This is a genomic window from Xanthomonas sp. NCPPB 1826, assembly GCF_056725285.1.
The window spans coordinates 1,793,298-1,819,943 of sequence record NZ_CM161521.1 but is presented as its reverse complement, the minus strand read 5'-3'; the positions used below and the strand labels follow the sequence as shown (position 1 = coordinate 1,819,943).

At 57.8% G+C, this 26,646-nt stretch carries 23 protein-coding genes and 3 pseudogenes; 7 read left to right on the top strand and 19 right to left on the bottom strand.

The features are described from left to right. Window positions 1–135 precede the first annotated feature (135 nt). Window positions 136–1,704 carry a DUF4365 domain-containing protein gene (locus tag AC1PLA_RS07900; RefSeq protein WP_481105929.1) on the top strand — a complete coding sequence of 523 codons (1,569 nt, stop codon included), beginning with the start codon at window positions 136–138 and terminating at the stop codon, window positions 1,702–1,704. Between the two features lie 92 nt (window positions 1,705–1,796). On the opposite strand, the gene AC1PLA_RS07895 is transcribed toward AC1PLA_RS07900, so the two are convergent. Both AC1PLA_RS07895 and AC1PLA_RS07890 read right to left on the bottom strand, forming a co-directional pair. Further along, window positions 1,797–2,618, bottom strand: a complete 822-nt coding sequence (locus tag AC1PLA_RS07895) for a hypothetical protein (protein ID WP_481105928.1) — start codon at window positions 2,616–2,618, stop codon at window positions 1,797–1,799. Between the two features lie 12 nt (window positions 2,619–2,630). After that, window positions 2,631–3,134, bottom strand: coding sequence for a hypothetical protein (locus AC1PLA_RS07890; RefSeq protein WP_481105927.1), 504 nt, complete (start codon window positions 3,132–3,134; stop codon window positions 2,631–2,633). Between the two features lie 174 nt (window positions 3,135–3,308). Here AC1PLA_RS07890 and AC1PLA_RS07885 point away from each other — a divergent pair. Continuing rightward, window positions 3,309–3,557 (top strand): annotated as a pseudogene (locus tag AC1PLA_RS07885) (IS5/IS1182 family transposase); the annotation flags it as partial. Between the two features lie 131 nt (window positions 3,558–3,688). Here the strand turns inward: AC1PLA_RS07885 and AC1PLA_RS07880 are convergent. From AC1PLA_RS07880 to AC1PLA_RS07860, 5 genes are all read right to left on the bottom strand, one after another. Next, the gene (locus AC1PLA_RS07880) at window positions 3,689–4,756 is read right to left on the bottom strand and encodes an ankyrin repeat domain-containing protein (protein WP_481105926.1); all 1,068 of its coding nucleotides are present in this window, start codon (window positions 4,754–4,756) and stop codon (window positions 3,689–3,691) included. Between the two features lie 92 nt (window positions 4,757–4,848). Further along, window positions 4,849–5,082 carry a hypothetical protein gene (locus AC1PLA_RS07875; protein ID WP_481105925.1) on the bottom strand — a complete coding sequence of 78 codons (234 nt, stop codon included), beginning with the start codon at window positions 5,080–5,082 and terminating at the stop codon, window positions 4,849–4,851. 155 nt (window positions 5,083–5,237) lie between these two features. Further along, window positions 5,238–5,906, bottom strand: a complete 669-nt coding sequence (locus AC1PLA_RS07870; protein ID WP_481105924.1) for a hypothetical protein — start codon at window positions 5,904–5,906, stop codon at window positions 5,238–5,240. A gap of 102 nt (window positions 5,907–6,008) precedes the next feature. After that, complete coding sequence (locus AC1PLA_RS07865; protein ID WP_481105923.1) at window positions 6,009–6,647, bottom strand: DUF6988 family protein; 639 nt, start codon at window positions 6,645–6,647, stop codon at window positions 6,009–6,011. 235 nt (window positions 6,648–6,882) lie between these two features. Further along, window positions 6,883–7,362 (bottom strand): JAB domain-containing protein, encoded by a 480-nt coding sequence (locus AC1PLA_RS07860; RefSeq protein WP_481105922.1) that lies wholly within the window; start codon window positions 7,360–7,362, stop codon window positions 6,883–6,885. 449 nt (window positions 7,363–7,811) lie between these two features. Between AC1PLA_RS07860 and AC1PLA_RS07855 the strand changes: the two are divergent. Continuing rightward, window positions 7,812–8,238, top strand: a pseudogene (locus AC1PLA_RS07855) (hypothetical protein). A gap of 187 nt (window positions 8,239–8,425) precedes the next feature. Here AC1PLA_RS07855 and AC1PLA_RS07850 read toward each other — a convergent pair. Further along, window positions 8,426–8,641: pseudogene (locus AC1PLA_RS07850) on the bottom strand (hypothetical protein); the annotation flags it as partial. Between the two features lie 329 nt (window positions 8,642–8,970). On the opposite strand from AC1PLA_RS07850, the gene AC1PLA_RS07845 reads away from it, so the two are divergent. Then, the gene (locus AC1PLA_RS07845; RefSeq protein ID WP_104613924.1) at window positions 8,971–9,708 is read left to right on the top strand and encodes a DNA/RNA non-specific endonuclease; all 738 of its coding nucleotides are present in this window, start codon (window positions 8,971–8,973) and stop codon (window positions 9,706–9,708) included. 76 nt (window positions 9,709–9,784) lie between these two features. Here the strand turns inward: AC1PLA_RS07845 and AC1PLA_RS07840 are convergent, their stop codons facing one another. Beyond that, window positions 9,785–10,180, bottom strand: a complete 396-nt coding sequence (locus tag AC1PLA_RS07840) for an H-NS histone family protein (RefSeq protein ID WP_481105921.1) — start codon at window positions 10,178–10,180, stop codon at window positions 9,785–9,787. Between the two features lie 1,085 nt (window positions 10,181–11,265). On the opposite strand from AC1PLA_RS07840, the gene AC1PLA_RS07835 reads away from it, so the two are divergent. After that, the gene (locus AC1PLA_RS07835; RefSeq protein WP_481105920.1) at window positions 11,266–12,258 is read left to right on the top strand and encodes a hypothetical protein; all 993 of its coding nucleotides are present in this window, start codon (window positions 11,266–11,268) and stop codon (window positions 12,256–12,258) included. A gap of 28 nt (window positions 12,259–12,286) precedes the next feature. Here AC1PLA_RS07835 and AC1PLA_RS07830 read toward each other — a convergent pair whose 3' ends face one another. The 6 genes from AC1PLA_RS07830 to AC1PLA_RS07805 form a co-directional block, all read right to left on the bottom strand. After that, the gene (locus AC1PLA_RS07830; RefSeq protein WP_481105919.1) at window positions 12,287–12,499 is read right to left on the bottom strand and encodes a hypothetical protein; all 213 of its coding nucleotides are present in this window, start codon (window positions 12,497–12,499) and stop codon (window positions 12,287–12,289) included. A gap of 49 nt (window positions 12,500–12,548) precedes the next feature. After that, the gene (locus AC1PLA_RS07825) at window positions 12,549–13,991 is read right to left on the bottom strand and encodes a DUF6538 domain-containing protein (RefSeq protein ID WP_481105918.1); all 1,443 of its coding nucleotides are present in this window, start codon (window positions 13,989–13,991) and stop codon (window positions 12,549–12,551) included. 374 nt (window positions 13,992–14,365) lie between these two features. After that, window positions 14,366–14,488: a hypothetical protein gene (locus AC1PLA_RS07820; RefSeq protein WP_317063056.1), complete on the bottom strand. Its 123-nt coding sequence runs from the start codon at window positions 14,486–14,488 to the stop codon at window positions 14,366–14,368. Window positions 14,489–15,100: 612 nt separating this feature from the next. Next, a complete protein-coding gene (locus tag AC1PLA_RS07815; RefSeq protein WP_481105917.1) occupies window positions 15,101–16,798 on the bottom strand; it encodes a DUF6119 family protein in 1,698 nt (565 codons plus the stop codon). Window positions 16,799–17,226: 428 nt separating this feature from the next. After that, window positions 17,227–17,397, bottom strand: coding sequence for a hypothetical protein (locus AC1PLA_RS07810; RefSeq protein ID WP_196246525.1), 171 nt, complete (start codon window positions 17,395–17,397; stop codon window positions 17,227–17,229). A gap of 117 nt (window positions 17,398–17,514) precedes the next feature. Continuing rightward, the gene (locus AC1PLA_RS07805; RefSeq protein WP_024939309.1) at window positions 17,515–17,763 is read right to left on the bottom strand and encodes a hypothetical protein; all 249 of its coding nucleotides are present in this window, start codon (window positions 17,761–17,763) and stop codon (window positions 17,515–17,517) included. Between the two features lie 154 nt (window positions 17,764–17,917). Here AC1PLA_RS07805 and AC1PLA_RS07800 point away from each other — a divergent pair, with 154 nt between their 5' ends. After that, complete coding sequence (locus AC1PLA_RS07800) at window positions 17,918–19,615, top strand: sensor domain-containing diguanylate cyclase (RefSeq protein ID WP_481105916.1); 1,698 nt, start codon at window positions 17,918–17,920, stop codon at window positions 19,613–19,615. 95 nt (window positions 19,616–19,710) lie between these two features. Here AC1PLA_RS07800 and AC1PLA_RS07795 read toward each other — a convergent pair whose 3' ends face one another. Further along, window positions 19,711–20,016 carry a hypothetical protein gene (locus AC1PLA_RS07795; protein WP_481105915.1) on the bottom strand — a complete coding sequence of 102 codons (306 nt, stop codon included), beginning with the start codon at window positions 20,014–20,016 and terminating at the stop codon, window positions 19,711–19,713. A gap of 94 nt (window positions 20,017–20,110) precedes the next feature. Between AC1PLA_RS07795 and AC1PLA_RS07790 the strand changes: the two genes are divergently transcribed. Next, entirely contained in the window at window positions 20,111–21,085 is a 975-nt protein-coding gene (locus AC1PLA_RS07790) for a GGDEF domain-containing protein (RefSeq protein ID WP_024938938.1), read from the top strand. 137 nt (window positions 21,086–21,222) lie between these two features. On the opposite strand, the gene AC1PLA_RS07785 is transcribed toward AC1PLA_RS07790, so the two are convergent. The 3 genes from AC1PLA_RS07785 to AC1PLA_RS07775 are packed head-to-tail and all read right to left on the bottom strand — an operon-like array spanning window position 21,223 to window position 26,586. Then, window positions 21,223–22,647 (bottom strand): efflux transporter outer membrane subunit, encoded by a 1,425-nt coding sequence (locus AC1PLA_RS07785; protein ID WP_039520439.1) that lies wholly within the window; start codon window positions 22,645–22,647, stop codon window positions 21,223–21,225. Then, a complete protein-coding gene (locus AC1PLA_RS07780; protein WP_039520437.1) occupies window positions 22,641–23,372 on the bottom strand; it encodes an SDR family oxidoreductase in 732 nt (243 codons plus the stop codon). The genes AC1PLA_RS07785 and AC1PLA_RS07780 overlap by 7 nt, the downstream gene beginning before the upstream one ends. Before the next feature lie 43 nt (window positions 23,373–23,415). Then, window positions 23,416–26,586, bottom strand: a complete 3,171-nt coding sequence (locus AC1PLA_RS07775) for an efflux RND transporter permease subunit (protein WP_039520435.1) — start codon at window positions 26,584–26,586, stop codon at window positions 23,416–23,418. Window positions 26,587–26,646: the final 60 nt, after the last annotated feature.

The window sequence follows — 26,646 nt, the reverse complement described above, 5'->3', positions numbered from 1 at the left end:
CTACGAAGTGGTAAATTTTCTGTTCGGAATGAATTTTGGCAAAGGGTAGTCAACCATCCATCCGTCTGGATGATCATCTCCCATTGCCTCGCCGCATTGGAACGGAGTCGTCCATGTTCACAAGGAGATAATGCTGTGAGCCTTTCAGCCAATCAAATTACAGGACGAGCCGCTGAACTCGAGGTTGAGCAGCTCTTCAACAGCTGGGGATGGGTGGTTGGCACCGACCACATTGATGATGGCTACGACCTTCTCGTTATGCCTGATCGTGCTCTTTACAAGGGCGCTCGATTTTCGGTCCAAGTCAAGGGCGAGGCGAAAGTTGGTAAGAAGCGTAGCGTCACAGCACCAGTTGCTAAAAACCGTCTTCGTCACTATGCGGAAGACCCACAGCCCGTTGTTATCGTCAGACGCACTGGTAATGGGAAGCTCTATTGGGTTCACGCGCAGGCGTGGGCCAAAGCCAATCCAGGTCGACTGAGCGGCTCGGGCAATGCGGGTGTGCGGATGGACCTCAATCAAGAACTCAACGAACGCGAGAGCTTCGAACACTTCCTCAAAGCAAATCTAACGCCAGTTGCACAGCGGCATCATGCACTAGTTGAACTTGCGGAAGATCGGCGTGTCTACCTCAACTCTCTTGATACTAGCCTTGAGGTTGACGTTGGGCTCGTTGATGGGCGGGAGTGCTTCACTATCCGGGCCGCTGCGGGCGGTTCCAAAGCCCGCATCCAATTTGAAGCTGCTGCTGGTGAGGCTAACTTAAGAGCCCTGTCTGACGCCATTAGGCTAGGTAAGCCTGCAGAGATCCAGGTGGAAGATGTACGCTCGATGGGGTCTCCCCTTCTATCCACTCTCGGTTTAGATTACCGGGCCGGTGGAACGATATCTATCGAACCAACTCGACGCCGCACAGGATTCATTCGCCTGCATGCTGGTGAACGTCACACCGTATCTTCGCCAATCGTCACGCTTCCCGCTGAACTCTTTATTGGGCAGGAAGGCGTGTCAGTGGTGGCATGTCATCCAGATCACCTCATGGAGATGTCTACCGATTTCCATAAGCAAGGTGCCAGAGGGGGAAGGGTCGATTGGCGCATCACTTGGAGTGATGTGAGATTGTCATCGGTCCCGATCCGAGATCTCAACGCGCTGCGCGATTGGGAGTCATGGGCGACGTCAGTGGAGATCAAACAGTGTGCAAGGATTGAATTTAGTTTCGAAGGTTCGCACCACGTTCTTCCCTTTACGCTTGCTACGGTGCCGGAGCTCCAATTACTGATAAATACCGCCCGAACGTTTGGGAGGCTCCACCTTGTGGCCGACGCCGTCCAATCTTCCTTCCAATTGCCGCCTGGCTATGACATCACACCGGGCGAAATGGGAGATATCGACCTTGCTTATGCACTCTTGAAGGGCGAGACACTACCAGTTGTCATGGGAACACTTGAGTTTGAAGCCAAGGCACCGGTTGAAGCCACAGATTACGAAATCTTAGTTCAAACGACACTTCGAATTGAGATTGGCGAACTGCTTCTTGCCGAGCTTCCCGTCAAGATCGAACTTCCCGATTTCAAGGTAGTGCCGCTGGATGGATCGCCGATGCACAAGCTCACAAAGGAAGGAAAGCACCTCGGTATGCTTTCGCTCGACGACCACACCACTGCTCCACGCTCCACAGACTTAGAGAAGCCCAAATACTAAAATAGAGCTGATCTAATCTTTGCAACCGTCCGACTTTAGATGGTCACACGCTAGGCGCTCCTCAGCGTAAGAACTTGGGTATCGCGCTCGCCTCAAGGGACGATACCAAATGCTTTCAGCCTCTCGATGAGCTTGACGTAAGCTTCCGCGTTGATAAGCCTCCTGACTTTCTTCTCTTTCAAGACAATGCGTTCTCCGTTCACAACCAAGACGCCCCTTAGTAGTGCACAGGTGAACCGAACTTGTGTGATCGGAGGCAAATTCTTGATGCTGTTGTAAAACTGCGCGAAGAATGGGCTCTTGTCCCTGAGAAGAAAGAAGAACACAGCATAGCCACTCCTAGAGAGCGACATCAGCTTTTCAAAGGTTTCCAGCTCTGGAGGATGCGTGTCGATGACCTCAATGATCACGCCGGGATTGGCGCTTCCGGGACCCATCTTGGCGATGTCCCTTCCGCTGATGTCAGGTTGAATATACTTGCCATCATCAAAGCGAATTTGGTTCTCACCATACCATCGATACTCACTCTTCGAGAGCAATTTGAAAATAGTCTGCTCATCTCTCCCGTTGGCACCTTGATCGCCACCTTCGAAGACATACGTAACAAAACGCAGATCGCCTTTTGCCTGTGTCAAGCGATCAAGCAATCCTGCAACCGCCTTACCATGTTCGACAGTTGTTGGCGCTCGATCGCAAGCGGTGAACTTTTGCTGGCCGCCGAGCCTTCGGAAGTGCAACGCATCCCTCCGCCGCACCGGCACGACAATCGTCTCGCTCCCGTCTACCAAAACGCATAATTTCATTTGCGCATAGACATTATCATCAGCGATTTCATTCGCTTTGAAGGTCTTCCCTGTCTCGACATCCTTGGCTACTGTTATCGGCATTGCGGGGCCCCTACCTTGATCAGTCATGAGCCTAGCAAATTACAGACGAACAATCTCAGCACTGCATCCTGATGTAAAAACATTCTCTTGACTGATTTCAAATTTCTCCCAAAGCGCAACCTCCCGGCGTAAATTCTCGTAAAAAAGACAAGTTGCTTCTTGGATTACTCTCGCTGGATTAACATCGAGCTGATTTACAAATGCGCAAAGATCTTGATCTGAGACCCCCGTACTTGAAAAGACCTCTCCAAAAAGCTCGTAAGAAACGATCGACCAATCGGGCGTCAAAGCCCCATCTTCCAAACGCGCCCAGTCCAAGATCTGTTGGCATTTCTCGGGTGACCGCCTCATCAAGAAAGCGACCACACTCAAGCTTCGCTGTGTAATCAGGCGACGTCTCAATAGGAGCGACCAATCAGATCGCAATGCTTCAAGCGATGCCTCGTTGCCTATGCGCAACCCGCTGGCTCGTCTTAGGCAGAACAAATCCTGGGTGCTACACACCAAGCTGCAATCATGGCGAGAGAAATACTCGTCCAGCACGCCGCTCCAAACACCATCTCTGTCCAATTTCCCCGCCCCGCAGCACCCCTACTCGCTTCAAGCTAAGGCAAATGTCGACACGGTCAAGGCATTGACGACTTGGCACCTTGATCGTCACCCTGAATGATTTAGCCAGGCGGTTTCAACTCTGGATCGCAACACCAATGGTTGTGAAGTGGCTACACCAGGCTGGAAAAGCACGAAGAGATGAAGCGCAAGCGCGAGTTGCGTTACTTGATCACCGAGAAGCCCTCAAAGCTGAAGCAGATCAAGAACAAGCGCGAAACGCTAGTTTGGTTCGTCAAGGCGCGCTAGCGCGGCCTGACCAAGAACACCGCGCAGGTGCTGATGCTGTTTGCGCTGTCGAACCTGTGGCTGAAGCGAAAGCAGTTGATGTCTGACGTGGAGAAGGTGTGCCTGTAATGGGGCAAACACAACGAAAATGCGCGGAATCGTCGAAAAACCGAATGTCTGAGTGCTGTCTGCGCCACCGATGTGGCTTGCCACAGACTCCGGCCGCATTGATCAGACTATCCCTAGCGTCCAAAGCAATGCTACAAGCGCACGCTACGAGATGAGTTCATCGTCACCGGCTCTGCCGTATCGCTCTGCGCCACCCTTTTGCGCTCGTTGGATTGAAGCTCTCTGCGCTGCTTGGCCGTATCAACTCTGGCAATCGCCTCATCAAGCTTCGCCTCAATCGCTTCCTCTGTGATCAGGTCCCGCACATCATCTAAGTTCACTCGGCGCACCAAGATGTCGGCCACCTCATCATGGCCATTTTCGAGTGCGACGTGCAAAGCCAATTCGGGATAGGCGGTCTTGTGCGCAAATTCCAAGATGGATTTGACGATACCTACATGCCCGGTTCGTGCTGCAGATTGCAGCGCCTCTTCGCCAAAGTCACGGGGCGCACGGTGGGTTGTCACAATCGCTCCGAGCAAGGTGCGCACCAAGTGTTCATGACCTTTGGTAGCGGCCGCGTTGAGTCCCAATGAGTAGGTGTCTTCCGGATCGGGAAGGCCAGCTTCGATCAAGAACTCAACGACGTCGACATGGTTGTTCTCGGCTGCCGCTGCCAAGCCATGCTGCGCACATTGGATCTTGGATGAATAAGGCAACAGATGCTTGACCACCTCCACATGTCCTTCTTTGCATGCGGCAATCAATGCTCGACTGTCCTGTGCCTTGGCATCTGAGAACAGGACCAATTGAAAGACGACATCTGCATGACCACGGCGCGCGGCCTCATACAACGCAAGTGAGTCATGTTGCAGAGGGCTACACTCTTTGAGCAGGCGTTTGACGCACTCCGTGTGCCCGTGCCTGGCAGCAAGCACCAATGCCTCGTCATCCTCTGTGTCGCAAAATGCCATGAGCTGCTCGACTGCCCGCAGTGATCCTGCCTTAGCAGCCACATCAAGCGGATAGACCTCAAATGACTCTGACAGCAGTGGCGCCAGTTGATCAACCAAGCTTTCTTTGCCGCTCGTGATTGCCACCTCAATGGCGTAGCGTGCTGCAGCATCGGGATCGCCCTGTTCCTGACAAAGCGACACCACATACATCTCACTCCCCTGCTTCACTGCCTGTCTAATCTTTCTTTTAAGTGTCTGGTCCATTTTCTCTCCTCACCTTCAACTTAACGCCATCACGTCTTTCGTCAAGATCACAGCGTGATGGCGTCAGTCGATTGGACAGGCCAAAACGGGGCTTACAGATCATTGATGTCAGGAACATCATCCTCGTAGTCGCACGCAATGAGCGAGCCGCCTTCATCTTCGATGCGAAGGATCTCAGGTGCGCTGTGCCATTGGTCGAAATCGAAGTCACTGTTTGCAATCGTGTCGACATCGCATTGAGCAAGCGCCTCCTGCGGCGAGCTTGCTTCAACTGTCATGTAGTGGGCGACTTGGACCGTCGCATTGATCTCGATGGTGTATTTCATCTTGCTCTCCGCGCTTGACGACTTGCCAAGCTTCGGAACGCAATCTATGCATCGCAGGCGCGTCGCTACAGGACGAAATCGCCATGATCGCTGAACATCCATTCATCAGTCGCCCACAATACTGGCGACTAGATGCACCAGGCAGTCAATGCTCTTTAGGCCCCCCTGTCGCCCCGAATAGGCTTGGTGTCTTCGTCCAGCTCTTGGCGATCCAGCCACGCCATCTTGGATGCATGGACCGTCATCAGATGAGAGCGGTAGGCATTTCGCCAATGCCTCTTCTCAGGGTTTGATTGCCAAGGCAGCGCCAAGGCTTGATCGATGGTCAGGGTCAAGATCGTTGCGCCTTGCTGGAAAGCTTCTTCGATCACACTCATGTCGAGCCCCGTGATGCCCGCATGCGAGATCACACTCTTGATCTTGCCAGCCGACGCGCGGATCACGATGAAGGGGATGCCCTTCCGCGTTCGACCGAAGTTACCCGAGATCGGCTCTTGGATCTGCTCTCGGGCTTTGGTGACTTGGGCATACCACGTCAAGAGTTCCACCTTAGCAATCGAGCGCGGCGTGCTCTTGCTGATCAGAAACGGATTGCCGTGCTCACGCTTGAACTGATCGAATTGGCGTCTCGGGATGCCGAGGTAGAATTCCGCCATGGCTTGGGTGAAGCGCGTCGTGCTCGGTGAGCGATCAAGTCGTTGCTTCAGGCCATCGAAATCCTGGCTGGTGATGATGGCCTCGCGCTCATCGCGCTTTGCGATGACTTCAAGCGCAGCCCGCAAAAATCCGTCTTCGAAGCTTTCCGCCTTGCTGATATTTGTCATCCAAACCGTCCTTCGTTCAAGTCTCACTGCAAGCAACTTGCACCGCAAGCTTGCCACTCATCAGCCTGACAGCCTGTGGGCGATGGCGCTTGCCTGAAAATCCTAACGTATTCGTGGAGGAAGCACAGCGGGAAATCCGTCCGCAGTCGTAGCGACCCAGCGCACCGCCTCTTGGCTACCTGCGGTGATTGCGAGTTGCATGTGAGCCATCACGACCAACGCGTTGCTTTGTTTGACCACAAGTTCAACAAGTTCAAGCGGGAAGCCCGTTCGCAACCGATGAAGCGCGTGTGCACCCGCGTGGACAAACGAGTTGAGTGCCGCCCAAGAGTATTTCTTGAACTCCAAAAACACCCGCAGTGGCTCGGCTGCCTGCTTCACCGCTTCAAGAGCGATCAGCATCTTGGATAGCATTGGCAAACGAGCCGCTAGTGATTCACTTGTCGGTGTCAGCTCTTCTTGTAAGCAGGCCACCTCGGTGTCGCTTGCGCAGTAAAGGACCCACACGGCGCGCACCAGCGCTTCGAACTGCGCCCGATGAACAACCAAGGTGGACGGCTCAGAACCGGCTGCAAGTAAGCAGCGACTCGCAACAGCGTGTTCAATCGAAAGCAGGCAAAGCGCGCGACAAACTTGCAGCCGATCACTTTGATCAAACGGCGGAGCCGATGTGATGGGCGCCAATGCCTCCAACAGCTCATCAGAACCTTCAAAGAGCTTCTCAACCTGCTCAAACATCATGCCTCCCCAAGCGTTGGATCAGTTGGATCGCATCCTGGCTCATCAACAACCCCCTCCTTCGATTTTTTTCGATGCCGTAAAAATTTTCAGCTGCCTCTCTTTCACTTGGATCTTGCCGTAATGGCGTCAGCGGCGAAAGAAGCTTGAAGACCGGACTCAAGCGTAGCGCCATATCTTTTGCAAGATCAGGCGCACTGGTGGCCCTATGCCAACAACCGATGAGAGAGAGGGTGGGCTACGCCCACCCTCTTGCTGCAAGGCTGGTGTGCTGACGCCCGCCGATCACCAAGTGATCCAGCACTCGGATGTCGAGGAGGCCCAGAGCCTGCTGCAGGCGCTCGGTGACCTTGCGGTCAGCTTCGCTTGGCTCCGGATTGCCGCTCGGGTGATTGTGGAAAAGGATGACGGCAGCAGCGTTCAAATCCAGGGCGCGCTTGGCGACTACTCGGGGATGAATATCGCAGCCGTCGATGGTGCCGAAGAAGAGATGCTCGGTCGCCAGGATGTGATGCTTGATGTCCAGGAAGACGACCCCGAAGACTTCGTGACTAAGATGTGCGCAGCGGGCAATGAGGTAATCGCCGGCTTGCTCGGGGCTGTGGATGCGGCCTTGGCGTTGAAGGCGGTGTTCCAGGATGGTGGCTGCGGCGAGCAAGATGCCTTCCTCGTCCATCTGGAGTTGGTATTGAGCCTTGATGTCTTGGGTGCGCTTCATCGGTTTGTCTCCACCAGCGCGTTGTGCGCCTCGTGGGAACCGACAGGCGAAGCGTCCGTCCCTACCGCACCCGAGAGCGAGCACCGCGCAAGCGGCACACAGCGAAGGGCCGCAACAAAGCGCCAGCGACGAGAAGGAGGCCTGTCCTTGCGGTCGGGACAGCGAAGCCAAGATTCCCTTCAAGAGGCCAAGCGCTGGTGGAGAGTAGTGATGCGCTACTCCCATGCCGGTGGTTGAGGCGCCAAGAGGGCTGCATGCTGCTGGCGTGCAATTTTTGCCAATCGCCCTCACTCTTTTGCCGAGCGCTAACTTTTTCATGCCATAAGAGTCCGCTCACAAGAAGTGCTCGCGCTCACAGCATTTCGGCTGGACTAGTCTCAGGCACGCAGCTCAACCGTGTTTCGTAAAGCTATGGGACACTCGGGCCATCTCGCGACCTGCGGCCAACCATGCGAAACGCTCAGCTAAAAGCTGCCCTAGCTACTCGAATGCGAGTGCGAGTGCTTACAACGATTTGGGTCGTCTCACTTGCCGGGTGCGCAGCGACTGGCCCCGTCACTAGCTCGCCCATTGAAGGCCCCGTGCGTCTGGGCGAGATTGCGGCGGTCGATGGGCCCAAGGTGCGTCCCGACCAAGTGATTGAGGACAGCCGTTGCCCGGCTGATGTCCAATGTATTCATGCAGGGCAGCTGATCGTCAGGACGACCGTGCTCGGCGGCGGCTGGTCCCAGCAGATTGATCTCACGCTTGGCGTTCCGGTGCCTGTTGCCGACGGCACGTTGACACTGGTGGACGCCACACCCGTGCCCATCAATGGGATGGCCCCCCCCACTACCCGCCGCTCGCTTTACGTTCAAGTTTCAGGGCGGCCGCTAGCCAAGCGATCAATCGATCTGAACAAGCAGTTGCCGCCGCTTACTCTAGGGACTTCCGAGTCAGAGGACCAATCAAGAACTTGTCGTCCACCGCACTGGCAATAGCAAAGTGAGCTGGGTTATCGCTGCGATTTCAGTGGGCGTGAGAGTAGGTCGGCTGATTGGCAACAGACGTCACCCCAGCCTTGTTCGTCCATGCTTCTGAGCCCATGCCAGAACAAAATCTCATTGATCCGCCGTCCAACGAATTCGGCATCCTGAGCAGTGAGAGCTTTTGCCTCAATGATGTGCGCCATGCCCGCGAAAGCACGTAAGAAATGGCATCTGTCAGGACTTGATGCCCGCAACGCTGGCACCGCATCGTCCAAGTGATCAAGGTGGGTTCGCAACTGGGCTCTGTCCATAACCCAGAGTATCGATGGCGCTGTCGCATCGCCTGAGATTGCACCGCCTGTGCCACGCTGGTGGAGCCACCCACTTGCTGGCGGCTCAGGTCGTTGGAGCTGGGTCACAACTTCAAGAATTAGGGATTGACGCTAGAGTTCGTTTGTTAGATACAAGTGACGACCGCGTGCCACATCGTGGCAATAGGGGCGCGGCGCAACCCTGCCACTCGCCCAGTTGGGCTGCCTGCTTCAACTCTGTCAACTCATGCGTTCCTCAACAGGCAACGGCCTTGTTCCGTGCTTGCTGAGCTTGTGCGACCCCAGAAAACACAAGGAGATGTGCTGCTATGCGATTCCGAATCTTCCTCGCCGTGTCGTTGATCACCACGTTCAGTGCTGCGGCCCAGGCCCAAGTGGTCACGCTCAACAAGGGCGGCTACACGTTGAGCTACGACTGCACGAACCGCACCGCTCTGCGCTACGAGTATGTATTGCAAGCCGACACCGGCTCGGCAGCGCGCCCTTCAAGCTTCAACTTGGATACCGAATTACCCAGTGGCTGCGCAGGCCAAACGTCGAGTGCTTCCTATGCCAGCGTGCGTTCGGGTTATGACCGGGGACATCTGGTTACGTCCAATCACATGGACTACAACGCCACCTACATCCGCCGCGCCAACTTGATGTCTAACATCGTTCCTCAGGTGGCTAGCTTCAATCAAGGCATCTGGGTCCGTGCCGAAGAAGTGGCTGAGTGTTATCGCGATATAGCAAGCGTCCAAGTCTATGGGGGCGTCATTTACAGCGACACGACCAACGACTACTTCCTCACCAGTCATGGCATCCGCACGCCGGATTTCTTCTGGAAGACCATCATCACGGCCAATCCCAATGGCGGCTCGCGGGCCATCAGTTGGCTCATTCCGAACAGCGCCACGCTCGGATCGCTGGACAGCTACATCGTCAGCATCAATGAGCTGGAAGACACCTTTGGCGCCAGCACGATTGGCATCACGGCGCCAGCAGACGTCAAGGCGATGCTGCCGGCAACTACTTGGCCACAGCCGAGTGGTTGTGACCTGAGCTAATAGACGGCAATCCGCAGACGTAAGAAATGAGTGCCCGAAGTCCCTTCGGGCACTCGTTGCCTCGCATTCGCAAGCCTCAGCCCGGGAAAGCCGGGAACTTCTCATCCGGATGCTTGGCTTTCCATTCTTTGTAAGAAGCACTGCCCTGCCAAACGGTGAAGGCCTTGGGCGGACGACCACGCCCTGACCATGTCTCTTGGTTGTGTGGCAACCAATACTTGGGCGCCACTTCCTTTCTTGTGGAAGCAGCCTTCTTCGGCTTGCGCACATCAGCACCGATCAGAGCTGCAATTTCAGATTTTTGCTTTGCACTGAAATGATCGGTGTATTGGTCGAGCAACTTGACGATCTCTGAATAGGCTTCAGATGATTGCTGCTGGCGTAGCTGAGCTTCCTGCTCTTCCAACTTCCGAATTTCTTCTGCCAATTTCTCTTTAGCAGCGGCAAGGGCACTCAAAGACGCGGTTGTCATTCAGGACTATTCCAATCGGTTGATTAGCAAATTATTCGGGAGAAATCTATTGCAGTAAAGCTGCACGGCGATCTATCGACAAGCTCTACTATTCTATCGTATTGCTCCGCAGCGACCTCTGTCTTTTTTGGATATCGGGAGGGCATGAGGCCGGTCGGGCCTCCTCAACTTGAACAGCTTGACTACTGCCACAACCCTTGAAAGCATGTAGGTCAAGACAGGGGGTGTCTATGGATAAAGCAAGGGATCGTCGAAGCGACCAGGACTACACGGCCCAGGAAGTGGCGGACCTGGATGTGTCTGCTCGCCGAGCATTGAAGCCGCATCTGCGCTGCACTTATTGCGAGGCCACCGCTCATTTCAGGTCTGCTTCAAAGCCTAGCGCAGGGCGGCGCAGCAAAGTCGCACACTTCTATGCCCTTCCCCATGGGGATGAGTGCGATATTACTCGGAGCTATAGGGACCCCTGGGAAGACGACGATACGGATCGAACTGTGGCTCACTGGGAGCAGCGAAACACCACGCTGATCGTTCGGATCGTAACTGATCAAGATGAAGGCTCGGACGATAACTTCTTAACCGGTGAACCAACGGAGAGCGAAAGCCGATCTCGCGGCGGCGGGGACCGGACGCGATCAACGAATTCCGTGTCGCGAGGCCCTCAAAAGCTCCTTGAACAGCTTGTGCATTGGCCAAGCTTCAAGACCAGCTCTCTAACGCTTCGCATGCCGGATCCCAATCGCACAGAGATGGCTGTCCACGACGCTTTCGTGCGCTTTGAAGATGCGCAGCTGGAACGCCATACGCTGAGGTGGCAGGGCTTTTGGGGAATAGTCCGCCCACTTAGTTATTGGGCGCACGGGCGCTCCTACTACTCAAACTTTGGCACCTTGAATAGCAGCTTTCGCATCTCAATCCATGAAAACCGCGTTCCTGAGATCATAAGCCGTCTCGGCTTAGCGAGAATCGAGGACTTAGCCAATAATTATTTAATACTATTTGATCGGGCTCGCGAATCAACTACTGGGCGATTCACTGCCGATGTAATTTCCGTAAACCACATCGGATTTCTGAGGGCATCCTAAATGGCAAGCTTGTGGGAGGTATCTGTTGTGCTTGCACTGCGCGATCTGCAGTGGATCATGCTTGGAGCCAACGATGAATATCCGCCGCCCGCAGTGAATTTATCCGGAAACGCAGAGTCTATTTTTGGAGATTCTCTTTTAAATGCTAACGAGAAATTTTTCCTGTTAGAGGTAAAATCCACCTCCGCCAAATCGACTTCAGAGTGGGCCCTAACCGGCGAAGGAAAGGAGAGGCGGCATACCAAGCGCGCCTTCGTCGCTGTAAAGGAACTAGCTAAGACATTCGGCAAAACACCGCCGACTTCCAATCAGCGATCAGATGTTCTTGCCAGCTTACTTTGTCATCAGCTGGCATTTTGGGAAGGAAGCATACAGGCCCTGTGCATTCAGCCCTATCTGATTTCCACCTTAAACGGGTATGTGGATGCAATTTTTAAGGCAAAATACGACACGAAGACAATGTTGGAGGATTCCGATAGAACACTCAAAATTGTTAGTGAACGAATAAATAAAAACTTTAATTTTTCATTTTCAAAAAAAGAACATCCAACTGAGCTCATTACTTGTAGCGAATGTTCATCAGGTTCGGCATCTTCGATCTACACTTCGCAGCTTGGAATTTCCGTAAATTCCGATGATAGCAACGGGGGCAGAGCCTGGATTCCACTTGGTCTACCAGCCAGAAATTTTAATGAATACTTGCAATCAATATCAAAAACATCAAATCCTGATGGCGAAGAGATAAATGTCATAATTCTTTCTGACAAAGGATTTATCCACGTAATTAGAAATACAAAAGAGATCATTCAATTTATGGATGCATTGAATCGCAGAATTCCTAGCACCGACACCGCATCCGCCGACGGCTCACTTAAAACAAAGCCAACCAAGCTGCTTGCCACTGCAAACAACCTATCTTCTGGACATTTGGCTAAAGTAGTAAATGCTGCTAGCTTCATCAAAATTCTTACTTCCAAAGCTGATGTAAGCTAACGACCATTCTGCCTATTACGCGGCTCAGCTAGATACCCTGCTCATCCTTCATGTCTTTGATATAATCGGAGACAAATTTCGGGAACCAATCGTTTTCAGTCCAATCACCCTGCGGAATGCAGGATTCGGGATCTAAATCAATTCCCTCATTAAGCTCCTCAATGTTTTTCTCTCGCGCCATCGTCAGACCATATGAAAATTTTCCTACTAATAACATTGCCCCATCAAATGTCAACGCCATATTTTATTTTCCGCACTACAGAAATAACCCACCCATTACGAAAAACAGATTAATGAAAAAATAAAATTCGGCTTAGCCCAGGTGAATATGAACCTAACCCATTCAGTTTTTCCCCGACAGTGAAGTCGCGGCTATAAGTTGCGTGATGCTCATCATCCAATTCGTGCCCCACGATCTGCGCACGCAGCTCGGAAGACACACCCAGGCCTTGCAGCTTTTGGATGAAGGTCTTTCGCAACGAGTGGAACCCGCGCTTGGCCTTAGGCCAATCCTTGCCGATCTCGCCCAGATAGCGGCTAAACGCCTTCGTGATCCAGTTCCCTTGCCCGTTCATCGCGTCTGCTTTGGCGTGCGGGAACAAGCGCTTGTGACCAGCAGCCTTTCGGCTCTCAACCCAGTCCCAAAACCCCAGCGCCAGCAGCTCGGGATGGATGGGCACAGTGCGCAGGCTTACCTCGGTTTTGACCTTCTGGTGCTCTCCCTCATCTGAAATCCGGATGCAAGGGATGTTGTCCTCGTTGAACACATCCGCCACCAACAACTGCCCAACCTCAGAGGCTCTGGCTCCCGTGTAAAGGCCAATGAGCGCTGCCCAGCGGGCATTTGGAGAAAGCCTGGGGAAGTTGACCGGCGAGAAGATTGCCTGGATTTGCTCACGATCAAAAGCCTTAAACCCAAGCTTCCGTCGAGCCCGCCGTTCCCTTGCCGAATAGCTCACATGACCCTTCGCCGGGTTATCGCCTTGGGGGTAGTGACCGGAGGCCATCGCCCAATCGAAGAAGCCTCCCTTCCCGCCCATGTAGCTCTGCTTGTTCGTCAGCGTTGGTGTGGAAGCGCCCTCCTTCCGCATCTGCTGATACCAGCGAGCTAGGTCTGACCGCGTGATCGTATGGATCTTCGTCTTCTCACCCAGGTAGTCCACCAATGCTTGGATGGCCGACTTCTTGATGACATAGGTCTTCGGCAAGGTGCGGCCCTTCAAGGTCGCCAACCACGCATGCCGCGCCTTCCCAAGCGTCATTGGCTCAAGGGTCGAGCCGAGCTTGGAGACATACGCTGCCACGGCCAGTGGCGACGCCGGCAGTGGGATTGGTCGTTCGCCTTCCGAGCGGAGGCCTTCGTGGAGTTCTCGAAACAATCTCACGCCTTTGGTGCTGTCGATTTGCCAACGCTCATACACCGTTCCGTCCAGCATCCTGGTTCGATGCAAGGTCAGGTTGCGGAAGGGTATTGCAGAGGCGGATGCCACCAAGGCGGAAGCGTCTGCCCGACTGCGCTGATCCAATCCGTCGTCCCGCAATCGAGCGAACAGCCGCTCGTAGTGCGATGCCAAGGTGGCCGCTCGCAGTTGTGCCTCTTCCAAAACAGTGGTGTGCAAGGTGCGCTTGATCGCCCGCAAGCCAAGCAGCGGTTGGAGGTCAGCGGGAACCCGCTGCCGAAAGGACCATCGACCGGAGGGCAACGAACGCGACAAATACTGAGGGATACGCATCAACAACGAACCGGCTGCGCACTGCCTTGCCTCCCTTGGAACTCCTGTTGGGCTCCGAAAACGACGACAGCGCGGACCGATCAACCTCTTAAATCGAGTGCGGGGGCAGCACTATCGCCGGAGGCAACTGGTGGTCAAGGTTGCGGCTTCGCTTTGCGCGAGTCGCTGTCAGTAGTCGTGGGCTTGGCCTATCGCCAGACCCTGAGGCGTCGGTCTTGGGGTGCGGCAAGACAAGACGCGGCAGCAAGCTGGACTGCGGGCTGGGCCTCTCAAATAGGACGACCATCTGGCGGCGCGCCCCATACGGTGGCGCCCGATTCCCGCTTACTAAGCTCAGACCTTTTCTAACCGCCGATATGCCGAAGTGACAGCATCTAGTCCGCAGCAACCGTTTTGATGATTTGATGATGAGAATGCAGATCCGGTTCTTGCAAGCCGTGGCCGCCCTCGGGAATGGAAATCAAAACGCCGTCTCTACCCGCCAGCTTGTGACGCATGAAGATTTCCGATGTAAGAAGTAGGCCTCACGGCTGGGCTAAGCCGCGCAGTTGGAATAAATTATCGGGGTAAAAGTGTCATGAGGCTGGGTGAGGCATACACCACACAAACCTAGCGAGGTAAGGACGGACAACCCAACAACCCACTTGGACTTCAGATTAATATTGAATGATAAATTATTCATACGCTTCTCCTTGGTCTGCGTTTGAGTTGAGTTAAACATAACTTCCTTACCATCGGTGAGAATCGAACCCACCGAACGACTGCTTTTTTCTTCCAGATGAGATTGTTGATACATCAGGTTGATTGAACTGCCGTCCCACCCACTCTCATGACACCTCGCGACTCTCCCTTGCTCTAACTCACGGATTAAGTTGGCCCGCGAGCGGATTCTGCTTAGATGGATTGATTAGGTATCGATCTTAATCTACTTAAGCTTGATTTGTCGAGACATAGCCATCGCGATACGAGACATTTTCAACTTCATCCTAGATGCTTGGAGAACTTTTCATTGGGGCGCTTGGCCTTCCACTCCTTTTTCTCCATCAACATCGAACTTCTCAGTCTTGCAGATTTCCAATGCGATCAATCCATTCATGAATGCCATCTCCTTAACCGGCACGACGCAAGCCGGAGTGCCGGGCCCGCCTTTTTCTTATTGGCGTAGGTTTGACTTTTGCGACAGAGACGTCAGTGCTGCAATCCACCTTAGCAAGCATCACATTTGCATATCCCAGTTCCACCAGCCTTGCATGAACACTTTTCAGGATCACCTTCGCGAAAAATGGCAGGTGAAGATCTGGCTTGTTGGACTGACTAATAATAGCAAAGATGATGGTGTATTTCGCCACATCCCGGATAGAGAACTTCTCACCAACTGGGTCCAAAGGAAGCTGGTGGGTTTTTAAAAGCTCCTCGTTGGCAAGTGAGACATACGGCTCATGCGATCGGAGCAATTCGCCAGACACAAGGCCCTGATTGAACAAATGGGCTAAGACTGCAGAACTTCCATAATGCTTTACATGGATGATTTCGCCGCCACCATAAAGATCAGAAAACTCAACCTTATCGTGAATCCCACCAACACGAAGCATCTTTTTATCCATTAAGCACCACCTGCCAGCGCTTTCGTCCGCAACAGACTCGTTGTAGTGCCCTTCATCCCGATGATTATAAAGAGGCAATGCGTGAGGATACTTGTCGATGTCCTTGAAAGCTCTCTCAATTGCACTTACAAATTCTTTGTCAACTTCAAACCATCGCCCTGCGGAAAGAATGTAAGACTTTCCCTCGTCGTCAATCTCACAGTGAATGCAGCGATACAGCGCCCATCTGTCCACTGTTTTTTCGTCTTCATTAACAGACATCGCGTAATGCTTACGAAGAAACGACAGACTAGGCTCTTCACCAGGATACGCAGCAATCAAAGCCCGAAAGCGCAGATCACTGGATACACCCTCCCCCTTTGAGCTTGTGAATTTAAATCCATCGACTTTTTCCCAATCTACGATGTCGGGAACTGCTAGCCAGCAACCATCGACCACACCATTGTTGTGCCAGGCCTCTTTTACCTTATCGACAAGCATGGCATCTAATTTGGTGGCAACTGTTCCCTTGGGGATCAACTGGCGAACTTGATCGATCCACGGAAAATTGGCTTGGTAGTCTTTGGACTCGAATTTTTTAAGGTAACGCCGCAATAAAGATTTGAGTCCAGGAACTCTGACGTCTGAGGTGACCGTTAAAGCATCAGCGCCAGCCAATCTTCTCCCAAGCCTGAAATCCACGGGGCGACCTACAATGCCGCGAACTAAATCGCGTTCGATGTCGACTCCAAAACTTAACGCTGACGCGGCTTGCGCTGTTTGAACCCTACTATTTTGGTCTTCGACGAATGCCCGCTTATCAATACTTCGCAGGGCATCGGAATTAATTGAGTTGAGCGTTACGATCAATCCAAACCGTTCTTCATAGGCATCCGGGTGGAGCAAAAAGCGACCTTGTCCAAAAGTTAGGGCAAAGAGGCGTTGATCGACTGGAATGATAAAAGCTGCCGAAGAGGACTGGACAGTCCCGAGAAGCTTTTTGTCGATGTAGCTTTCGAACAGCTCAGCCCATTTGGGTGGCTTGGGCTTTGTGTCCTTGACGAACAACTGTCCATATTTTGAAAGCCCATCTTCAATGGCATGCTCTCTTGCACCATCAATGACAGCATCTCTTGCGGTTTTGACAGACTCGCGAAGCAGATAGATCGTAAACGTAGCCAACGCCTCTCCCCCCTGGATGACGCCACAGACTTTGTATCCCAAGGCTCCGCCTCGGCAGTTCAGCCGAGTGTGCCACCACTTTGGCCACATGGAGGGGTAGGAAAAGTCTGACTTTGATGGGCTTTCGTCGTTTTCTCCCCTAGCGGCATGGTGGGCGCACCGTTCTTGATCCATCTCGAGGTATCATCGGAGGTATCAAATCAGGCTCAGCTGGAAGACCCGAAATGCTTTAGGGTCAATGGCTTGCGTAAGGGCGTCTTCAGGCTCCGCCCACCTCCACCAAACAACGGTCCTAAGACGACCGACTAAGGTCGGGACTCCTCGATGCAGAGGGATCCCGGCCTTTTTCATGGGCGATACCCTGCCGCGGTGACGCATGATCGGCAGCGACATGGCGCTGACAAAAATGCCGCATCGCGTGTTGCCCAACAGCCCGTGCATCGCAGCCGACTGCAGGCTTACCTGCCGAGTCAATTAGTGACGTGGACGGTCTGTTCGGTGCGTTCGGCAGGTGTGGTTGCGACGATGTTGGCCGCGTCATGCGCCGGCGCTGCATCGCCACGCAGTTGATCGAATAGCGCGAGCAGTTCGGTGGCTTCCTGCTGCAGCAGGACCAGGGCACTTTTGTTGGGCTCTTGCATGTCGCTTCCGTCGAAGACGCTCCCCAGCGTTCTCCCGGAACGGAAGCAAACGGTGTGCCAGCTCATCTGGCGCTGAGGAGTGCCGGCTTGGTCGATGCGACCAGACGCGCATGCGCCTCAGGCGGATTCGAGCTGCCGTTGCGCTTCGGCGTGCATGGCTTCGAGCGTCACCATGCCGGCGACGCGGGCGGCGGCCATGGCGCTGCGGTGATCGGGAAATGTGGCGGAGAGGGCGCTGCCTGCCAGGTCGCCGGCGCTTGCGGCACCAATCTGGGCGATCTGCCAGTCGGCAACCCAGCCGCGGCTAGGGCCATCGCCCTGGGCAGCGCGGCAGGTCAATTGATAGCTACCTAGAAAAATGACCAATCTGTTGCCCGGCTCGGTGACGAACGCGAAGGATACCGCCGTGCCGGCGCCGGAGCGACCTCAACCCCTTCCCGCAGCTGACTGGCAAGCGAAGTGGAGCATAGGCACGCGGCTTGCATCAGCCTCTACCAGACAATCGGTGTCGGGGAACACGGTGTTGACCAAAAAAGCAAAACGCCACGCCGCCGGCGCCTTGTCGCTCGGCGGGATGATCTTCGTCCTGATCGGCGTGGGCGGTTATTTCACTACGCAGCGTTCGCTGTCCGACGCCGGCTGGGTGACGCATACGCAGGAAGTGATCGCCAGCATCGACGAGATCCAGGCCGGGATGCTGTCGGCGGAGTCGTCGGTGCGCGGCTATGTCCTGACCGACAACGAGGCGTTTCTCGGGGTGTACGCCGATGCGATCGGGCGGCTGCCCGAGCGCATCGTGCGGCTGGATGCCCTGGTGCAGGACAACCCGGTGCAGCGGCGCAACGTCGTGGCGCTTGGACGCCTGGTGGACATGCGCCTGGTACAGATCAACGACCTGTTGCACAGCTATCGCAAGCAAGGCCTGGATGGCGCGCGCGCGTCGATCGCACGTGGCGTGTTCCAGACCTCGTCTTCGCTGCGCCGCCAGGTGCAGACCATGACGGAACTGGAGCGCCAGCAACTGGTAAAGCGCAACGACACCAATGCGCGCAGCGCGCAGTGGGTGCTGTGGGTGACGGTGGTCGGGATCTTCAGCGGCTTGCTGGTGATGTTGCTGGCCTACCGGTTGCTGTCGCGCGAACTGGAACGGCGCGTGCTCGCCGAAGACGCTGCCAGCACGACCAGCGAACGCCTGATCGAATCGTTCGCCATGCTCGAACGCACGTCGGCGGGGCTGGAGGCGCTGGCACGTTACTCGGGCCTGCTGCAGAACTGCCGCAATGCCGAGGAAGCACTGGAAATCACCGCACGCACGATCGCTCCGCTGATCCCGGGCGCGGCCGGCGCGGTCTATCTGCTGCGCGCCTCGCGCGATCGTGCCGAGCAGGTGGTGGCCTGGGGCACGATGGCCGACGACGACAACGCCAGCATCGCGCCGGACACCTGTTGGGCCCTGCGCCGCGATCGCACGCATGTGGTGGAAGACGCCAGCCAGGGCATGCTCTGCCAACACATCGGCGCCAATCTTCCGGCGCATGCGAGCACCGCGTGCATCCCGTTATCGGCACAGGGCACGCAATTGGGAATGCTGGCGCTGCGCAGCGAGGATCCGCGCGATCTGGCCTCGCTGACCGTGGCCGAGGCTGCGGCCGAACAACTGTCGCTGGCGTTGCACAACCTGCGCCTGCGCGAAACGTTGCGCCAGCAATCCATTCGCGATCCGTTGACCGGTCTGTACAACCGCCGCTATCTCGAAGAGGCGCTCAATCACGAACTGGCGCGCTGCACGCGGCGGGTACAACCCTTGTCGGTGCTGATGCTGGACGTGGACCACTTCAAGCAGTTCAACGATCTGCACGGCCACAGCGGCGGCGACCGCGTGCTGGCGGCAATCGGCGACTTCCTGCTGGCGCAGACGCGCGGCGAAGACATCTGCTGCCGCTACGGCGGCGAGGAGCTGACGATCATCCTGCCGGAGGTCGATCTGGCGACCGCCTGCAGGATGGCAGAGAAACTGCGTGCCGGCATCGAGTCGCTGCAGGTCATGGCCGATGGCGTCTCGTTGCCGAAGGTCAGCGCCTCGTTCGGTGCGGCCAGCTTTCCCGAACATGCAGGCAATATGGCGCAGCTGCTGCGGCGCGCGGACGAGGCGCTATACCGCGCCAAGCAGGCCGGACGCAATCAGGTGGTGAGTGCGGGCACCCCGGCTGCAGGCTAAGGCATGCCGTTATCGGCATTGAATCTGCGCCTGCAGGCATACCTCAGTGCCGTGCCCTGCAATACAAGCGTTTTAGTGCCCGCGCAGACCAGGATTCAAGCGCAACTGTGCCCATCCGCATCGGTTGGAATCAGGCCAGCGCCGGCCAGCATGCCGTCGATGCGCGTCCGCACATAGGCCGCGTCCTCGGCTGCGGCGCTGCTCAATAGGGCCTGGGCACGCGCCTGAAAATCGAGATAGTCGAAATCCGCGTCTTCATCGGCGGACAGTTGCGGCAGTTCGTCCTGCAGCGCATCCAGGCGCGTGTCGAGTTCTTCGCGTGCGGGCATGGCAGACTCCAACGGCAAAGACGCTACGGTTGCGGCACGGCCGTCAAGGATGTGCGAAGCCCGGCGCGGCAACGCTTCATTTCCCTACCCGTTGCCGCGGCGCGTGCACGCTCAACTTTCGCAAGGCTCCGCCGATAATGATGCCGACTCCTATAGAACCTTCCCTGTGATCCTCCACCTGCGGCGGGATTTCCGCCTCGGCATCGTCAAGATGTTGGGGCCGATCACCGCGCTGTTGCTTTGCCTCTATGCGGTGTACCTGGCCATCACCGGTCAGGCGCTGGCCTGTCTGATCACCGCATCGCTCGGTGTGCTTGCGATATGGCGTGGCTGGAAGATGCGCGATGCCGAACGCACCGGCGCCGGCGGCGTGTGGCTGGCGTCCATCAATGTCGGCGGCTGTCTGGTCGCCTGCTGGAGCGGCGGCGACGGTGCCCTGCCCTGGTTGTTTCCGGTGCTGGCCACCAATTACTTCCTGTGCGGCCCGCGACGCGCCGTGCTGCTGAGCCTGCCGTTGCTGGCGGCGCTGTTGCTGTTGCCGGGCCTGATCGTCAGCCCCGGCCAGGGTGTGTCGACGGTCGTGGTGACGCTGGTGACGCTGGCGGTGGGGTACGCGTTTTCGCTGCGCATGCAGGATGACCGCGTGCATCTGGAAGAGCTGGCCTCGCTGGATGCGCTGACCGGCCTGCCCAACCGGCGCATGCTCGAACGTGCGCTCACCCATCAGATCGACCGGCGCCAGCCGCATGAACGGCTCAACAGCCTGATCATCCTGGATCTGGACCATTTCAAGGAGGTCAATGATCTGTACGGGCATGCCGCAGGCGATGCCGCGCTGTCGGATCTGGCCACCATCCTGCGCTTTGAAGTACGCGAGCCGCATCAGGTGTTCCGCTTCGGCGGCGAAGAATTCGTGGTGCTGTTGCGTGCCGGCTCCCTGCAGGAACTGGAAGCGGCCACCGAACGCCTGCGCAAGGTGATCCGCAACGGGCTGCGTGGCCCGGGTGGGCGAATCACCGTGTCGCTGGGCGCGGCGCGCCACGATGGCGAAACCCATTGGCAGGACTGGTTTTCGCGTGCCGATGCGGCGCTGTATCTGGCCAAGAACGGTGGCCGCGACAGCGTGCGGGTGGCCGACTGAGCGCAGTTCCTCGTGTGATCAGCCGGTCAGCAGGCACGCAGTCCGGTGCCCGAGATCCATGCGCCGTATTGGCGGACGACGCATCGGCGCAGCCGGTTGCCTGCAGGACGACCTGACGGCCGCCCTGCAGGCCTGCCTCACCGATTGAGCACGGCCACCGGTGCCGCAGGTGCTTCGCCCTGCTTCCAGCCGCCCAGCGCCTTGTACACACCGACCACGCCGACATTCACCGCGGCCTCGGCCTGCGCCAGTGCATCGTCGGCGGCCAGCTGGGTGCGTTGCGCGTCCAGCAGGGTCAGGAAGTCTTCCGAGCCCTCGCGGTAGCGGATCTGCGCCAGTTGTTCGGCACGTCGCGCCGCATTGGCCTGCTCCACCACGATCGCCAGGCGTGCCTGCTGGCGGCCGTAGCCGATCAAGGCGTTCTCGGTGTCTTCCAGCGCCAGCAACACGGTCTGCTGGTATTGCGCCAACGCACCGTCGGCCTGCGCCTTGCTGGCACGCAGGCGGGCACGCACGGTGCCGAAGTCAAATGCCGCCCAACTGATCGACGGGGTGATCGACCAGGCCTTGCCGCTGCCCTCGGTCAGCCTGGCCGCGTCGCCGGACAGGAAGCCGACAAAGCCGCTGACGCTGATGCGCGGGAACAGATCCGCGGTGGCCACGCCGACCTGCGCGGTGGCCGCTGCCAGGCGACGTTCGGCGCTGCGCACGTCCGGGCGCTGACGCAGCAATCCGGCGGTATCGCCCAGCGGCAATGCACGTGCGAACGCGGGCGTGGTGCGCGCCACCAGGGTGGCGTCCAGGGCATTGGGCGCCTGGCCGAGCAGCACCGCCAGGCGATGGCGGTACTGCGCTTCGGCGGTTTCCAGCAACGGAATGTCCGCCTCGATCGCCTTCAGGCGCGCCAGGCTGCTCTGCACATCCAGTTCGCTGCCGGCGCCCAGGTCCCAACGCGTCTGCGTCAGCCGCTGGGTGTCGTGCAGGTTGGTCAGCGTGCGCTTGGACACCTCCAGCTGCTTTTGCGTGCCGCGCAACTCAAAGTAATTGCGCGCCACTTCGGCAGCGACGGTGACCTGCACGTCGAGCAGGCCGGCCTGCTCGGCTTCCAGATCCGCACGCGCCGCTTCCGAGGCGCGTCGCTGGCGGCCGAACAGATCCAGCTCCCAGGCCGCATCCAGGCCCAGGGTGGTCTGTTCGGTGAGGAAGCGCTGGTTGCCGGCAACCACCTGCTGTTGTTCGCGTCGATCGAAGCTGCCCTGCGCGGTGATGTGCGGGGCCTGGTCGAGACGACGCTCAACGAACACCGCACGTGCCTGCTTGACGCGCGACACGGCGATGCGCAGATCGTGGTTGGCGAACAAGGCATCGCGCACCAGTTGCTCCAGCACCGGGTCGTCGAACTGCGACCACCAGTTACCGACCGGCGATTCGCTGCTGAAGGCCGCATCCTGCGCGCCCTGCAAGGTTACCGCGGCCGGCGGGTCGGGCCGGTAATCCGGCCCCACCGCGCAGCCGCTGAGCACCAGCGCGGCCAGTGCCACGCTCAGGAAGTTTCTTACCATGGCAACACTTCTCCCAGATGCGTAAAGCTGCCGGTGGCGCCGTGCGCGTCGAGCAATGCCATCTGCACGCTGCTGTACGCGCCCTGCTCCACCTCGATCTCGCCGCCGCCGCCGTTCATGTCGGTTTTGACGTAGCCCGGATGCACGGTGTTGACCTTGATGGCGGTGTCGCGCAGCTCATGGGCCAGGTGCACCGTCCAGCTGTTGACCGCGCTCTTGGAGGCGTCGTAGGCGGGAATCTTGAAGTCGTAGATCGGCGAACCGGGCTGGGTATGCAGAGTCAGCGAGCCGAGCATGCTGGACACATTGACGATGCGCCCGGCCAGCGAGCGACGCAGCAGCGGCAGGAATGCCTTGGTGACGCTGACGACCGCGAACAGGTTGGTATCGAAGGTGCGCTTCCACACCTCCAGGCTCTGCTGCGACGGCGTGCGCTGCATGTCCTCGATCATGATGCCGGCGTTGTTGATCAGGATGTCCAGGTGGCCATGACGCTGCTCCACCGTGCCGACCGCCGCGGCGATGCTGATGTCGTCGTTGACGTCGAGCTGGATGGCCTCCACCGGCAGGCCTTCGGCCTGCAGCTTGAGTGCGGCGGCGACGGCATCGTCGCGCTTGCGCCCGGCCAGCAGCGTATGCACGCCGGCCTGGGCGAGTTGCCGAACCGTTTCCAGGCCAATGCCGCGGGTGGCGCCGGTGACCAATGCGATCTTGTGGTTGCTCATTTCAATGTCCTTGTACTGCGAATGGGGATTGGGGACGACGCACTCACGCCTTGACGTGATCGTGCGCAACAGTGGCCGGTGCAGCGGCTTCGCGACGCGTCACCCACTTGCGCAGCGCCACGTAGAACACCGGGGTCAGGAACAGGCCGAACAAGGTCACACCGAGCATGCCGGCGAACACGGTGATGCCGGTGACCGAGCGCACTTCGGCGCCGGCGCCATGCCCGAACACCAGCGGCACGGTGCCGGCGATGAAGGCGATGGAGGTCATCACGATCGGGCGCAGACGCAGGCGGCAGGCTTCCAGCGCGGCGTCGACGATGCCCTTGCCGTGCATTTCGAGTTCGCGGGCGAACTCCACGATCAGGATCGCGTTCTTGCACGCCAGGCCCATCAGCACCACCAACCCCACCTGCACGAACACGTTATTGTCGCCGCCGGTGAGCCACACACCGAACAAGGCAGACAGCAAGGTCATCGGCACGATCAGGATCACCGCCAGCGGCAGCGTCCAGCTCTCGTACAACGCGGCCAGCACCAGGAACGCCAGCAACACCGCCATCGGGAACACGATCAACGCCGAGTTGCCCTGGGTGGATTGCTGATAGCTCAGGTCGGTCCACTCGATGTTCATGCCGTTGGGCAACACCTTCGGCGCCATGCCGGCCAGCGTCTGCATCGCCTGGGTGGAGGAGAGCACGCGCGGGTCCGCTTCGCCGATCAGGTCGGCGGCCGGGTAGCCGTTGTAGCGGATCACCGGATCCGGGCCGTAGGTCTGGCCCAGCGTGACCATGCTGCCGATCGGCACCATCTGCCCGCGATCGTTGCGGGTGCGCAGGTTGGCAATGTCTTCGACGCTGTCGCGGAACTGTCCATCGGCCTGGGCGATCACCTGATAGGTGCGACCGAAGCGATTGAAGTCGTTGATGTAGGACGAACCCAGATAGGTCTGCAAGGTGTCGAACAGGTTGGTCAGCGGCACGCCCTGTGCCTTGGCCTTGTCGCGATCGACCTTGGCGTCAAGCTGCGGCACATTGGCCTGATACGTGCCGATCGGGAACTGCATGCCCGGCGTCTGCGAGATCGCACCGGACATCGCATTGACCGCACTCTGCAACTGGCCATAGCCCAGGCCGGCGCGGTCCTGGATGTACAGCGAGTAGCCCGAGCCCTGCCCCAGGCCCAGGATCGGCGGCGGCATGAACGCAAACGCAAAGCCCTGCTGGATCTGGCTGATGCGTGCGTTGATCTCCGCATTGATCTGCGCCGCTGTGCGGCTGCGCTGGCTGAACGGCTTGAGCGTCAGGAACACCGTGCCGGTATTGGGCGTGTTGGTGAACTGCAGCGGGTTCAGGCCCGGGAACGCAATCGCGTGGTCCACGCCCTCGGTCTGCAGCGCGATCTGGGTGATCTGACGGATCACTTCGTTGGTGCGTTCCAGCGAGGCGCCTTCCGGCAACTTGGTACCGGCAATCAGGTACAGCTTGTCCTGGGTCGGAATGAAGCCGCCCGGCACCACCTTGAACATGAAGCCGGTGACCACCAGCAGCAGCACATACACCGCGAACACTGCGCCACGCTTGCCCAGGGTGCGCGAGACCGCGCCCTGGTACTTGTGCGAACTGCTGTTGAAGAAGCGATTGAACGGACGGAACAACCAGCCGAACAAGCGATCGATCAACCGCGACGGGCCATCCTTCGGCGCGTCATGCGGCTTGAGCAGCATGGCGGCCAGTGCCGGCGACAAGGTCAGCGAATTGATCGCCGAAATCACCGTGGAAATGGCGATGGTCACCGCGAACTGCTTGTAGAACTGGCCGGTCACGCCCGACAGGAACGCCATCGGCACGAACACCGCGCACAGCACCAGCGCGATGGCGATGATCGGCCCGGACACCTCGCGCATCGCCTGATGCGCCGCGGCCAACGGGGCCAGCCCTTCTTCGATGTTGCGCTCGACGTTTTCCACCACCACGATCGCATCGTCGACCACGATGCCGATCGCCAGTACCAGGCCGAACAGGCTCAGCGTGTTGATCGAAAAACCCAGCAGGTAGAGCGCGGCGAACGTACCGACCACCGACACCGGCACCGCCAGCAACGGAATGATCGAGGCGCGCCAGGTCTGCAGGAACAGGATCACCACCAGCACCACCAGCAGCACCGCTTCCAGCAGCGTGTGCACCACCGCGCTGATCGAGTCGCGCACGAACACGGTCGGGTCGTACGCAGCCGACCACGCCATGTCCTGCGGGAACTGCTTTTCCAGCTCGGCCATCTTGGCGCGCACTGCATCGGACAATTCGATCGCGTTGGCACCCGGCGACTGGAACACGCCCATGCCCACCGCGTTCTTGTTGTCCAGCTGCGAGCGCAAGGTGTAGTTGCCAGCGCCCAGTTCCAGACGCGCCACATCCGACAGCCGCACGATCTCGCCGCTGTTGCCGCTGCGGATCACGATGTTGCCGAATTCTTCTTCGGTGGTCAGGCGGCCCTGCGCATTGATCGACAGCAGGAAGTCGCTCTTGTTGGGCATCGGCTCGGCACCAAGCTGGCCGGCGGAAACCTGCACGTTCTGCTCGCGGATGGCCGCGACCACGTCGCTGGCGGTCAGCCCGCGCGCGGCGACCTTGTCCGGATCCAGCCAGATGCGCATGGCGTAATCGCCGGCACCGAAGATCTGGATCTGGCCCACGCCCGGCAGGCGCGACAGTTCGTCCTTGACCTTCAAGGTGGCGTAATTGCTCAGGTACAGCGAGTCGTACTTGCCCTTGGGCGAGGTCAGATGCACGACCATGGTCAGCGTCGGCGACTGCTTCTGCGTGGTCACGCCCTGGCGCCGCACGTCCTCGGGCAGACGCGCCTGCGCCTGACTGACGCGGTTCTGCACCTGCACCTGCGCCTGGTCCGGATCGGTGCCCGGCTTGAAGGTCACGGTGACCACCAGCACGCCATCGGAGCCGGCGACCGACTTCATGTACATCATGTCTTCCACGCCGTTGATGGCTTCCTCAAGCGGCGTGGCGACGGTCTCGGCGATGACCTTGGGATTGGCGCCCGGATACACCGCACGCACCTGCACGCTCGGCGGCACCACTTCCGGGTACTCGCTGATGGGCAGCAGCGGCATGGCGATCAGGCCGGCAGCGAAGATGATGATCGACAGCACCGCGGCAAAGATTGGCCGGTCGATGAAAAAACGGGAAAAGTCCATTGGGGTGGTCCTGAAAGAGGTTGCCGCCAGGTGGCGGCGCGGCACAGCGGCCCCGAACCG